Origin of the sequence: Taibaiella helva (assembly GCF_003545695.1) — a bacterium.
Classification (GTDB): domain Bacteria; phylum Bacteroidota; class Bacteroidia; order Chitinophagales; family Chitinophagaceae; genus Taibaiella; species Taibaiella helva.
The window spans coordinates 1-12,684 of sequence record NZ_QUZZ01000007.1 but is presented as its reverse complement, the minus strand read 5'-3'; the positions used below and the strand labels follow the sequence as shown (position 1 = coordinate 12,684).

Genomic DNA, 12,684 nt, shown 5'->3' with positions numbered 1-12,684 from the left:
AAACAAACCGGCTGCTATAAAGTTGACCTTAGCGGTTCCTGATTTTGATCGAGGGACCGCCACCAGTCCGGTTGAGCTTATAAGCAAATGAAAGCATCACATAGCGGCCGATGGTATTGCTGCGCTGCTCCAGCAGGTAGTTGAGCTGACTGGTACGCAGCACCGAGCGGTTACGGTCCAGCAGGTCGAAGCCGGTAAGGCTGATGGTTCCCCGTTGATTTTTGAAAAGATAACGGCTGATCTCGGCCTTCACCAGGGGAATGGTTACCGGCCGGTCAAAGCTGCGTGCAGCATAATGATCGATATCGCCCGACAGGGTAAAGCTCCAGTGATCATCGGGCCTGTAGCTGATCGCAGCATAACCATTGAGATTGTAATAAGTATTGTTCAGCTCGTCGTTTATAGAGAACCAGGAGGAATTGAGCGCTATGCTTCCGCCCCAGCTGATATCCCATCGATCGTTCTTCAGGTTATTAAAACCGAGCGTCAGCTTATGGCCCAGGGAATTATTCACATTGTCGGTCCCGTTTACTGGTCCCAGGGTCCTGTTCCAGCTCTCTTCCAGCCCGGCCGTAATATTCAGGCCTATCTTTTTGACCGGCCTTCCGTACTGGGCACGCAACGAGGCCTGCATCGCATTGCCGGTATTGGCCGCAGTCATGTCCTGGCTCAGGTCGGGCTGCACCTGGCGGCTCCACCCGATCTTGTTCTGCGTATACCGTCCGTCGAGCATCACATAAAAATTAGTCATGTTGAATTGATCGAAATGATTATACCCTAAATGGACCTGGTGTGTATACTCAGGGTCCAGGGCGGCATTGCCCCGCACCCGCGCCAGGGGATTGCTGTAGTCGGTTACCGGCATCAGCTGCAGCACCGCAGGCGCCGTTACATCGGTGGTGTACTGTACCGTCAGCTGCTGTCCCAGCGAAAAGTCTTTCTGCCATGAAGCCGATGGCAGCCAATAGGTATACCTGCGCTGATCCAGCTGCTGTCCGTTCAGATAGGGGATGAGGCCAAGGGCCTGTCCTTGCAGGCCTATTGTCCAGCGTATCTTTCTGGTATTCTTTTTAAACAGCAGGCCGGGTGTCAGCTGCCATACATTACGGTAAAACCAGGGGCTAAGCGAATCTACCGCTGTTTCATCGGGGCCCGGCGTACCCTGCTCCCTTTTCAACGATTCCTTCTGGAACGCAGCCTCCACAGAGGGCTCCAGGTAATAGCCTTTACCCAGCGCCCGGGTAGGCGCAAAGGAAAATTCTCCATTCCATTTACTGTTGCTGTTGTTGCGGTACTGGCTGTTGCTCAGCTCCTGTCCATCGAGGTAAGCCGTATTAGACCAGCTGTTCAGCTCCCGGCTGCGGGAGTAGCCGGCATTCATGCGGGTTCTTACTACGGGCCATTTCCCCTTCAGCCTCGTCGTCAGCTCCAGCGATCCGCCGGCCTCTGCGCTGTTCCCGGTACGGTCGCTGCGGCTGTCCAGGCTGTTCTGCAGCAGCGCGGCCTGGTATGATTCAGATAAGGATTTGCTGTCGCCGTTATTGGTTCCCAGCCGCCCAAAGGCCGTTACCTTAAGCTGGTGTATGGAATCGATCTCCGTGCGCCAGCTGGTATTGAGCCGATGCGTAATGTTCTGTTCGTTGGAAGTGCCGTTGTCTTTCTGCTCGAAGCTTTCTCCCGGCAGGAAGTTGCGACGGTAAGCATACTGCTCGAGGAATTTATCCACGCCGTTGCCCATGTAGTTCAGGTTGAAACGGCTGTTGGCCCAGGGTTCCAGGCTATAGTTGAGGCCTGCGGCTGCGGAGCTCATTTTGCCCGGTACCGGCTGGCCAAAGTCTACAGGTACCTCATTGCTGTTGAGGTTAATATTACCGCCACCCTGGAGCAAGGAACCCAGGCCTCCGTTGAAGTCGAGGTAGTCCTGAAAGGTAAAGCCGAATTTATTGATGTTGTTCAGCATGCCCATGGCTGCGATCTGGCTTTTGGGCCGGAACTTGAATGCCTTCAGCGAGGCATCATATTTTTCCGGCGTGCCCAGCCCGCCCCTGGCTTCGCCGAAATAGCCGGCCTTCTTGCCGTCTTTCAGCGTCAGGTTAAGCGTCTGCTCCCGTTGTCCGTCGTCGACGCCGGAGAAGAGGCTGGCATCCGATTTTTTCTGGAAGCTCTGCACTTTATCGACCGCGTCGGCGGGCAGGTTGCGTGTCGCCATTTTCGGATCGTCGCCGAAAAATTCTTTACCATCCACAAGCACTTTCTTTACATCCTTACCCATCGATTTGATGTTCCCTTCCTTATCCACCTGGACGCCCGGCAACTTGCGCAGCAGGTCTTCCACTACGGCATTGGGTTTTACCTTATAAGAACCTGCGTTGTACTCCAGCGTGTCGCCCTTGATCCTAACCGGCACTTTCTCTCCCGAGATCACCACTTCTCCCAGGACATGCGCACCGTTATTTACTTTCATGGCTACCGTACCCAGATCCTCTCCTCCGTTGAGCGGTATGCTGATCCCCCGGTATTCGGTATAATAGCCCATAACAGCCACCTGCAGCACATAAGTCCCCTCCTTGATCTCCGATACAAGGAAACGGCCTTCGCTATTGCTGATCCCGAATACGGCCAGCGTCGAATCTTCGGGGTTCAGCAGCGATACGGAAGCGCCCGCCAGGGGTTGCGCGGCAGTATCGGTCACCATGCCGGTAAGACGGTAAGTAGTGGCATAGCCTGCCAGGCTGCCCATGAGCAGCAACAGTACGATTGCTAGTTTGTACATCGGTGATTTTTTTTCAGGTGATTATTTTCTGATAATGATCACTTGTCCATCTTTTCCCGCGCCATACTGCTTTTTCAGCTCTTCACTTTTTTCTTTGGCCAAGCGCTCAAATTCTTCTGCCGTGATCTTTTTTCCCTTGGCTGGCTCCTTGATTTTTTTACCGCCAGAAGGATCTTCCTCAATATGGGTGGCCAGCAGGTGCAGTTGTTTTCCTATATGGGCCTCCAGGATCATGCCGGGCAGGCCGGAAAGGGTTTCCGGGCCGGCGCTTACGGGGATGTCCGGCGTGTACCATACTGTTACCGAATCCGCTCCGCCTTTGTCCGCAATAGCTTCCATACAGGAACGGTCAAGTATTTTTTTCTGCCGGCCAGTCATTTTCCAGGATAAAGTGTTGAGCGGTCTGGTGACGAGGAATTTCCGGCCCATCAGGTCTTTTTCCGCGATCTCTTTTTTTGCCTGCAAATCAAGATAAGTCCTTTCTTCCGGAGCGGATCTTGATAGGTTGATCTTCATATCCCCCTCGGTCAGCTCTTCCGATTGGTCCTTATCGGCTTTCTCTTTATTCTCATAAAGTGCGGCCGAAGCGTTGAAGAATAAAACTTTTTCTGTTTTTTGCGGCTTGCTCAGCAGGTCCGCGAGCCCTTCGGGCATATCTTTCGTATTTTCAATGGCAAAAGAAAGGGTTTGCTCGTAAGTGATAAGACCGGAAGTCTGCTGGGCCCTGCCAAGCAGGCTAAAGGATACAAACGCTAAGGTGAACAGTTTTTTCATGTTGTCGTCTTTTAATAAGGCAAAGCTATCCGGTGACCGGGGCAAAGCCGGTTAAGCGGCGCCCAAATAAGGTTAAATTAGGTTAACAGAATAGAAACAGGCCACCGGCTTTTGCTTTCTTTGCAGGATAAATTGCCAATGGAAATGATGTCAACGGGTAAACAGGGACGGCGCCTCAGGGCTATCGGCTTGCTGATGCTGGCCGGAGCGCTGCTGCTGCTGCTCTTCCTGGGAGAATGGCTGCGTACGCAATACAACAGCCAGCAGAGAAGGCTTGACCAGGAAGTGAAAATGACGTTTGCCCTGGCCGAGGCAAAGATGAATGACAGCTTATTCAAACACACACTTTCCTTTATCATCAACGCAGACGATAGTGCGCGAAGCAACACGCATATGCGCATGATCATGTCCTCGCCGGCTTCGCCGGCAGGGGCTGCCGATTCAGCACCTTTATACACCACAATCAGGATCACGCATGATGTGCAGACAACGCAGACCAACGGTAAGCTGCCGGCGCCCGCAGACATTCGGCCGAAAAACAATAGGATGGGCATGTCCGGTCTGCCCCGTACGGTGAGCGAGCGGCACATCAGCCTGCCGGATGTTCCGGGGACCAGGGCAGAACGGGAAGTGATGGGACAGCTGATCCGCATGGCGCTCACGCAAAAGTTCAATGCGACAACCATCAAAACCCGGGCGGACAGCGCCTTCTGGTTGAGAACCTTCCAGGAGGCGCTGAATGAAAAACAGCGGGGACTGCTGGTCCATTGGGATACTGCTCTTGCTGCATCTGCCCAGTTTTTTCATTACGGCCCGGCCGACAGCCTTGAAGTTCCTTTCATGGTTACCGGATACAAACCGGTCCTGATCAAAAGCATTGCACCGCAAGCCGCATTCAGCCTGTTGCTGCTGGTGCTTATCTGTGCAGCCTTTGCCCTGGCCTATCGTACCATGCAACGGCAGGCGCAGTTCAACCGGCAAAAGGACAGCTTTATCGGCAATATCTCCCATGAGCTCAAAACGCCGGTAGCCACGACCAGGGTGGCGCTGGAAGCGCTCACCACTTACCAGGGGATGGAAGACCCGGAGCGGGCCCGGAAATACCTCAATGTGGCGCATTGGGAAATGAACCGCCTCAGCATTCTTATTGATCGTATCATGAATGCGATCCAGGCGCAGCATGGTAAGATACAGCTGGTACAGGAGGCTCTGCAGCCGGCCCTGCTTGTGGAGGAACTTGTGCAGACCCTGCAGCCCGTCTTTGCAGAAAAGAAAGTAGCGGTAAGCTGGGAAGCCGGTAATAGCGAAGTCAGGGTGATGGCCGATAAGGTCCACCTGCAGGGCGCTATCTACAACCTGATCGATAATGCGCTCAAATATGGTGGCGACCGGATACAGCTGCGCCAAACCGTCCACGGCGACCGGCTGCAGCTGAGTGTCGCGGACAACGGCCCGGGCATACCCGCAGCATACCGGCATAAGGTATTCGAAAGCTTCTTCCGCGTACCTACCGGCAATCAGCATAACGTAAAGGGACACGGACTGGGGCTTAGCTATGCTTATGATATTATCGCCGCCCACCAGGGCAGCCTGAGCCTGGAAAGCCCTGCCGGTGGCGGCGTTGTCTTCCTCATTACTTTGCCTATTCAACCTGTCTCATGAGCTACCGTGTATTGTATATCGAAGATGAAGACCATCTGGCCAATATCGTCAGAGAGACCATGGAGCTGAAAGGCTATATCGTACATCACCAGCGGGAAGGTCTGAAAGTGCTCGAAATCATTCCCGCTTTCAGGCCTGACATTTGCGTGCTGGATGTAATGCTGCCCTATATCGATGGCTTCACCCTGGGCAATACGATCAGGAAGCACCACCCTTCCCTGCCCATTATTTTCCTTACGGCCAAAGGGCAAACCAAGGACGTGCTGGAAGGATTCTCTTCCGGTGGCACCGACTACCTGAGAAAGCCCTTCAGCATGGAAGAGCTGATGGTGCGGATCAACAACCAGATCGAGATCCGCCGCCAGGGACCACCTCAGCGGGTAAGCCATAAGCAGAAGGAATTTACGCTGGGCAGCTTTACCTATAACCCCGACCGGCTCGAGCTGCGCAGCGCCTCGGGCACCATCAAGCTATCCAACAGGGAAGCGGAAATCATGAATATTTTCTGCCTGCAGCAAAACGCTACGGTCGATCGCCGGGAGCTGATGCAGATCGTATGGGGCGATGACTCCTACTTCATCAGCCGCAACCTCGATGTCTATATCCGCCGGCTCCGCGACTATTTTGCGACCGGCCAGGGCGTAGAGATCATTACCCTAAAAGGGAAAGGTTATCATTTCAGTGTCGGCTAGGCTTATTGCCATAAAAAACACCGGCAAAACCGGTGCTTTCCGTATAAACGGCTCTCCTCTGTTCTGGTCGGCAGGCTTGCGTAGCAAGAATGGCCGACAGACAGGTTGATGCTGTACAACGCTTTCTTCTACTGAATGAAATGATCGCCCGATTGTTCCATGAAAGCCCGGTAGCCTATGGACATCGGTACAATTTCTCCATTAAAGAATTCAAGGTCCTGGCTGGCTTTCCGGTATGCCTTCACCTGCCTTCTATTCACAATAAAGGATTTATGTACCCGTACAAATTGTGTATGGGGATGCAGCGCATCTTCAAAGTATTTCAGGTTCCTCGACTTGGTATAGCGCTGTTTGTCCTGCAGGTGAAAAATGGTATAGCTGCCTTTGCTCTCCAGATAGGCAATCTCGTCCAGGGAGACGAAACGTGTCGCATTGTTGTCCGATAACGCGATTTTGGGTGGGGGCGCCAGCAAGGAATGGTGGAGCGTATGCGTCAGGTGCTGCAAACCAGCGGCGGCTGCGGTTTCCTTTTTTTTCCGGATACGGTCCATTGTTTCCATCAGTACCCGGTAATCGACAGGCTTCAGCAAGTAATGTACCGCGGCATATTCAAAGGCCTTCACCGCATGCTCGGCATGCGCCGTCACAAAGACAACATCAAAGTCATGGTTATGTACCCGGTCCAGCAGGTCAAAGCCGGTATGATGGCCGCCCAGGTTAATGTCCAGGAAAACGACATCTATCTTTTGGGTATAGATGAGGACCAACGCTTCGTCGATATTGGTGGCTACGCCTTTTACTGCGGCATAGGGACAAAATTGCTGCAGCAGCTGCAGGAAGGCGTTCCTGACTTGTTGTTCATCGTCGACGATCAATACGGATAATTGCATAGTTCTGTTTGGGGGGTATGTTGGTTAGGAAGTAGCCGGAGCCGTGTATTCTTTTGCCAGTACAAATGTAACCGTCGTTCCCCTTTGCCCGGCATTTGCAGCAATGGTAAAACGGCCTGTACCCTGCATTTTTTCCAGCAGGGCTATTCTTTCGGAGATAATTTTCAAAGCGTGGTTTTCTTTCAGGGTGAAATCAGCAGGCAGCCCGGCGCCATTGTCGGTAATAGTGATCACCAACGCCCGCTCTGCTTCGCTGACCCGGATATGGATGCTTCCGCCGGCACCGCTTTTATCGATGCCATGCTCGATCGCATTTTCCACCACGGGCTGGAACAGCAGGGTGGGAACAATATACTGATTGGCATCAATAGCAGGATCGACCTGTATGTCATATTCAAAGCTATGGTCAAACCGCTCCTGCTGTATGGATAGGTATTGCTGTATAAAATCGATCTCGTGCTGCAGTGTGCTGTATTTGTCCCTGATACCATTCAGGATACCGCGCATCAGCTGGGAAAAGTTGTTCAGGTAATTCAGCCCGTTCATCTTTTCTTCCCGTATAAAATAGCCCTGTAGCGGTGTAAGAAGATTAAAAATAAAATGCGGCTTCAGCTGGCCGAAAAGGCTTTGCGATTCGAGCTCCTGCAGGTACATTTTCTCCTCCAGCTTCCGCCGGTCGCTCCTCGCCTTATAAGTGTACCACTGACGCGTGCCATACAGGAACAACAGTGACAATAACAGCATCAGCAACGGCAGGCACCACCACTGCTGATACCAGAGCGGCGTGAGCGTAAGATGGTAGGCAAGGACACGCCGGTTTTGCCCGTGATTCCAGCGCACGACATACTCCACCCTGTAATCGCCCGGACCTGAAGGTTGAAAATTGACCTGTCCGCCGTCTTGCAGGCCATCCTGCCGGTATATTTCAACACCATCCTTCAGCAACCGGTAGCTGATCTCTTTCTCCTGGCTGCTATACCCCAGTATGTCGATCCCGAACATCGCGGTAAAACCCTCCCGGTACTTCCCCTTGTAGCCCTGGCCAGCCGGAGCATAGCCCGAAAGCGAACACAGCAGATGCATCCTGGGCTCAATATCGGGATGCAGCAAGCCGGTTTTCGGTATATAAAGAACACCCCGGTTGCTGGCGAGGACCAGGTAGCTGCCGTCGCTGCAGAAATCGTTTAACCGAAATGGAATGGCGTATTTCTTGAAAGCGAAACGGGCCACCTCAAGCAAGCTACTGTTGCGCAACAGGATGATCTCATCATTGCTATACAGGTAAGTATAGTCTGCATCATGCTTTATTGTGTAACACGGTCCCTGTGTCAGCATCCTGAGGCCTCTTCCTGTAAGGCCGGCAGCCAGGGGCAAAGCATACCCCCCTCCGTTGGTACCCAGCAGCAGCATATCTCCCACCGTATCCAGGCTGTTGATCTGCGCTTCTGTCAGGTAGGGCAGCCGCATGGTATTGTAATAGATCCCCCGCACGGTACCGATATAAAATGCGCTATCTGAAACGGGAAGCAGTGCTTTCTTCTTGGCATTGGTAAAAGTGGACGCTATATGAGCGCTTAAGCTGCCTGATGTATCTACCGAAATAATACCATTGTTGCTGGAGGTGTAATAGAAATTACGGTGGAACATACGCCCGTCTTTATAGCCGGGGACCACCATATTTCCTTTGCGCACGGGACTTTTCCGGAACAAGCCGGGCCACCCGCCATCCTTCATTGCATCCGCTGTAAAAGCTTCGCTCTGTGTAAAGGCCAGCCACCGGCGGGCAATGGATTCAATGTGCAGTATGCTGCGCCGGTATTCGTTGGCGGGTATTGTATAGCCCTTGCGGCTTCCGTTAGTCCCGAACAGGTCAATACGGGCGTCATGGTAGCCCACAGCTGTGGTCCCGTCCGGGAACTTACCTATCGTTGTCACCTCGTCCTGGTACAGGCCGCTGGTCTGCTTATCGTAGTGGAGCGTTGCTGCTTCAGCATAGGGAAAGAGGAACAGGCCATTACCATAGGTGCTTACCCAGATGTTGTGCTGATAATCCTCCTCTACAGCGGTTATGGTCTCTCCCGGAAGCAGTGCAACCAATCGCTGCCTGCTCCGGGGCAGGTTAAAAAAACCGGAGATTTTGCAAAAACCGGCGCCGCCGTAGGTACCGAAATACAGGTCATCACCCCTCCGGACAAATGATGCGATAGCATCCTTAATACCGTAATCTTTTCCATTAAAATACAGCTGGGCCATGCCTTCAGGGTCCAGCTTGAAAATCATGTTGTGGATGATCACGAAACCATCCTTTACCAGCAACCCGTTACTATTGCGGCGGAACAGCACGGAATCTAACTCTGTATTCAGATCAAGACCATTTACCTTGCCGGGGAGACGGTAATGCTCCAAAAACAGTCGGGCAAACTGAGAGGAACTCGTCTTTTTCACATGGCTTTTACCCGTAGGATCTATGGCGACCATATATCTGAAATTCTGCTTCAGCAGGAAAACGGTATCGTTCCACTCCATTCCGAACAGGTAAGGCTTGACAGGAACATCAAGGCGATCCAGCCCGTGTATATGGTCTGTATGAACTACTTTGTGACTATTGAGATCAACGCCCACCGTACGCCCCGAATAAGCAAATAACCATAGCATATCCTTGTCCGACCGGAATACAGAGACAAATTCTTCGGCATTTCCCGTAGCAAAGGGCCTGAATGCTCTCCCATTAAAAAGGACGAGCCCTCTGGCCGTAGCCAGCCATAAATAGCCGTGCCTGTCGGCGATCACCCTGTGGATAAGATCGGAGGGCAATGTGCTGTTGTAAGAATTGTAGTGTATGTATACAGGCCGGGCTGGCAAAGGCAATTGAGCCTTCAGCAGCGTTGTACAAACGACCAGGTGCAGTATAAGCAAGTAACGGAGCAGGTTAGCCTTCATCATACCGGGGCACAAGAATGCCTAAAGATAAACTAAGAATAAAACATGTAATACAAAAAGGACATGGAGACAGGTACTGCAATGATACGGGAATATAAATGCGATACAAGCGGATAGGGTTGCTTTCTCAGCTCAAATTGTTTGCCGCAGAAGATACACTACAGCTGAAATAAGATGAGGCATGGGCAACAAAACCCTTAGCAGGTCTGTGCTTAAGCCAACAAGCTCCTGGAAAAGATCGTTCTAGCTTCTTTGTTATCGTCTTATTTTAAACGGGAATGATTTTACTTGCCGGGATATGGAATATCGGATGACCTGCCTGGAAAAGAAAGCCAGGCCTGCCTGTTGCATAAATTGCAACCTAAAAATCATAAAAAATACTATAGAAATACCTTAGTGAAGAAAAGGCCGCTTTTCGTGAAAAAGTGGTTGGCAAGCGATTCAGAAACAACATCTTTACACCCGTACGCACTCAAGAGCCCCTGTAAATGACTCCATAAAACAATACCACAACGGGTACGAAGACAATAGCCGGGATAATCTGCATCTGTTCCGGAAACGAAGTAAGAACGCTGAACAACCGCTCCAATGGCGTAGCACCAAAGGCTTAAAGACAGGAGAGGGTATAAGACAAATATTTTCACTACAAATGAAAAAGATCACACTGAACACATCAAAACTGCAACTGGGCAAGGAGAAGATTGGCAGCCTTACGAAACAACATATGACGGATGTCGTTGGCGGCGGAAATGATGCTAATCCGAACAACCCCACAGCCCAAGTGACAGCAACCAGCGATGTACCCACCTATAGCCATGATGATGGTTCCTGGTGCATCAGCGCAAGCCGCCTGGGTTGCACTTGTGGCGGCAGATAAGCAGCACAATCAGACAGCCCGGCGCGGGATTAATCTCCTGCCGGGTTGTCTGGTTATGGCAAACCAATAAGGAATAGGTTGTCTGACGGATGTATTTCTAAGAATAAACGCATCAATAAATGGCGCTGTATAAAGAACAAGAGGTGAGGCAACTCGTAGACAATATTGCAGCCTTCCTGGAAGAAAAAATCGAAAATGATCACGCTGTAATTAGCGGTCTGGGCGCATTATACTTCCTCTTGAACTACCATAAGGGAAATAATGACAGGACTGAACAGTTTGCAGAAATACTGAATCATGGTATTTCCAGTTATGAAATATCGGAGAACAAATTGGAGACTTACGCTGAAGGCTTTCTGAGCTACGGTACTCTTATTAAGCTTCTGGCCCGAAATCAGCTGTACGGGTTCGACAACTATGATGAAATTATCACGCTGATCAATGATATCGCCATAGAACATGGTATGATACACATCCGGGACAATAATTTCGATTTCCTGCACGGCACGACCGGTATCATACATTATTTACTGCTTCATACTGAAGGTTCGGATCAGATCGAAGCATTTATTACTCATTTCATCGACAGTCTGGAAGGCAACGCTATTCCTTGCCTGGCGGGCCTTTGCTGGAGAGACGAGTACATTGCCAGGAGAGAAAACCGACAGGTAGTCAATATGGGACTGGCGCATGGCATGTTTTCAATCCTGTCTGTTTTGACAACGATAGCCGGTAGCCACCTGAAGGTCAATAAAGAAAAGGTAAACAAGCTGCTGAAGGGCGCGCTCACATTTATTTTGGGAGTCATCAATAAGAATCCAGACAGCGCTTCCCGGTTTCCCAATTTTTACTATTTAGACAATCCCGTCGATGATCCAAGCCGGTTGGGTTGGTGTTATGGAGATCTCACCAATGGATATAAGCTGCTGCAGGTCGGGAAACAACTTAAAGACGAAGAGCTGATCGGCGCTTCATTAACTGTCATTAATCATACAATTGCCCGGAAAACACCTGCTCAAACCAGTGTTGAAGATGCATGTCTTTGCCATGGCGCTGCCGGCATTATGCATCTCTATAATAAACTCTATATGGCGACAGGAGCAGTTCAATATCACAACGCTGCACTATTCTGGCTGGATAGCGTAATTGATGCATACAAACCGAAACATCCTTACGCCGGATTCGTTAATACCGGTAATGACAGCCTGAAAAACATGGGCCTTCTTAACGGCATTGCAGGGATAGGCCTTGCCCTGGACAGCTATTTAACCGGCGATTCCAGCTGGGACCACATCCTGATGCTTAACCAGCTTTAGCACGCAATATCGGATTCCGCCTTCTCTTTCCAACATCGGGTTTGGATTAGACCGCTTCAACGAGTGAGCTTGTACCGTACCGGCATGGCCAGGTTGGTCGGGACGCGTCAGCGGCCTGAACGGCAGCTGACGGAATGCTTACAGGCGCCTATCTGTAAAAAGCCCGCCTGCGGGGCCGGATAACCAGCATAGCTGTATATAATGGATACAAACACACGCGAAGCACGTGCGCTAACCCAGGCTCCGCAGGAGTCGAACGTTTGTAGCCCTATTAGGACCAAACATAGTCTTGCTCCGTAGGAGCAAGACCAGGGTTGCTGAGAAGAATATGTATTCAGCTGCCGGTCGGGACGCGTCAGCGGTCTGAACGGCGGCTGCCGGAATGCTTACAGGCGCCTATCCTGTAAAAAGCCCGCCTGCAGGGCCGGATAACCAGCACAGCTGTATATAATATATACAAGCACACGCGAGACGCGTGCGCTAACCAGGCGCTCCGTAGGAGCCGGACGCTTGTAGCCCCATTAGGACCAAACATAGTCTTGCTCCGCCGTAGGAGCAAAACCGGATAGCTAAGAAAAGATCGATGGAGATGGAGCATACAGGCATAAAAAAAGTCCCGCAACTTTCGTTGCAGGACTCTTGTAAATAAATATGGCAGCTACCTACTCTCCCGGATTTAACCAGTACCATCGGCCATGAGGGGCTTAACTTCTCTGTTCGGAATGGGAAGAGGTGAACACCCTCGGCAATACCACCATAA

At 51.3% G+C, this 12,684-nt stretch carries 8 protein-coding genes and 1 rRNA gene; 4 read left to right on the top strand and 5 right to left on the bottom strand.

Annotation, left to right across the window (positions count from 1 at the left end; all coding sequences use genetic code 11):
* Window positions 1-28 precede the first annotated feature (28 nt).
* Both DZC79_RS12000 and DZC79_RS11995 read right to left on the bottom strand, forming a co-directional pair.
* Complete coding sequence (locus DZC79_RS12000) at window positions 29-2,773, bottom strand: TonB-dependent receptor (protein ID WP_118951834.1); 2,745 nt, start codon at window positions 2,771-2,773, stop codon at window positions 29-31.
* Between the two features lie 21 nt (window positions 2,774-2,794).
* Window positions 2,795-3,547 (bottom strand): GLPGLI family protein, encoded by a 753-nt coding sequence (locus DZC79_RS11995; RefSeq protein WP_118951833.1) that lies wholly within the window; start codon window positions 3,545-3,547, stop codon window positions 2,795-2,797.
* Between the two features lie 144 nt (window positions 3,548-3,691).
* Here DZC79_RS11995 and DZC79_RS11990 point away from each other — a divergent pair, with 144 nt between their 5' ends.
* Complete coding sequence (locus tag DZC79_RS11990) at window positions 3,692-5,209, top strand: sensor histidine kinase (RefSeq protein WP_198666870.1); 1,518 nt, start codon at window positions 3,692-3,694, stop codon at window positions 5,207-5,209.
* Window positions 5,206-5,901 carry a response regulator transcription factor gene (locus tag DZC79_RS11985; protein WP_118951831.1) on the top strand — a complete coding sequence of 232 codons (696 nt, stop codon included), beginning with the start codon at window positions 5,206-5,208 and terminating at the stop codon, window positions 5,899-5,901. Before DZC79_RS11990 ends, DZC79_RS11985 begins: the two co-directional genes overlap by 4 nt.
* A 128-nt stretch (window positions 5,902-6,029) precedes the next feature.
* Here the strand turns inward: DZC79_RS11985 and DZC79_RS11980 are convergent, their stop codons facing one another.
* Together DZC79_RS11980 and DZC79_RS11975 are read right to left on the bottom strand one after the other, a co-directional pair.
* Entirely contained in the window at window positions 6,030-6,791 is a 762-nt protein-coding gene (locus tag DZC79_RS11980; RefSeq protein ID WP_118951830.1) for a LytR/AlgR family response regulator transcription factor, read from the bottom strand.
* A gap of 24 nt (window positions 6,792-6,815) precedes the next feature.
* Window positions 6,816-9,734 carry a sensor histidine kinase gene (locus tag DZC79_RS11975; protein ID WP_157977095.1) on the bottom strand — a complete coding sequence of 973 codons (2,919 nt, stop codon included), beginning with the start codon at window positions 9,732-9,734 and terminating at the stop codon, window positions 6,816-6,818.
* Window positions 9,735-10,380: 646 nt separating this feature from the next.
* Here DZC79_RS11975 and DZC79_RS11970 point away from each other — a divergent pair.
* Window positions 10,381-10,608, top strand: coding sequence for a class I lanthipeptide (locus tag DZC79_RS11970; RefSeq protein WP_118951828.1), 228 nt, complete (start codon window positions 10,381-10,383; stop codon window positions 10,606-10,608).
* Between the two features lie 119 nt (window positions 10,609-10,727).
* Window positions 10,728-11,924, top strand: coding sequence for a lanthionine synthetase LanC family protein (locus DZC79_RS11965; RefSeq protein WP_118951827.1), 1,197 nt, complete (start codon window positions 10,728-10,730; stop codon window positions 11,922-11,924).
* A gap of 649 nt (window positions 11,925-12,573) precedes the next feature.
* On the opposite strand, the gene rrf is transcribed toward DZC79_RS11965, so the two are convergent.
* Window positions 12,574-12,683 (bottom strand): 5S ribosomal RNA (gene rrf / locus DZC79_RS11960).
* Between the last annotated feature and the right edge of the window lies 1 nt (window position 12,684).

Bases quoted from the DNA above. Each gene is read 5' to 3' on its own strand.
- DZC79_RS12000 (WP_118951834.1), bottom strand. From the start codon at position 2,773: ATGTACAAACTAGCAATCGTACTGTTGCTGCTCATGGGCAGCCTGGCA.
- DZC79_RS11995 (WP_118951833.1), bottom strand. From the start codon at position 3,547: ATGAAAAAACTGTTCACCTTAGCGTTTGTATCCTTTAGCCTGCTTGGC.
- DZC79_RS11990 (WP_198666870.1), top strand. From the start codon at position 3,692: ATGATGTCAACGGGTAAACAGGGACGGCGCCTCAGGGCTATCGGCTTG.
- DZC79_RS11985 (WP_118951831.1), top strand. From the start codon at position 5,206: ATGAGCTACCGTGTATTGTATATCGAAGATGAAGACCATCTGGCCAAT.
- DZC79_RS11980 (WP_118951830.1), bottom strand. From the start codon at position 6,791: ATGCAATTATCCGTATTGATCGTCGACGATGAACAACAAGTCAGGAAC.
- DZC79_RS11975 (WP_157977095.1), bottom strand. From the start codon at position 9,734: ATGATGAAGGCTAACCTGCTCCGTTACTTGCTTATACTGCACCTGGTC.
- DZC79_RS11970 (WP_118951828.1), top strand. From the start codon at position 10,381: ATGAAAAAGATCACACTGAACACATCAAAACTGCAACTGGGCAAGGAG.
- DZC79_RS11965 (WP_118951827.1), top strand. From the start codon at position 10,728: ATGGCGCTGTATAAAGAACAAGAGGTGAGGCAACTCGTAGACAATATT.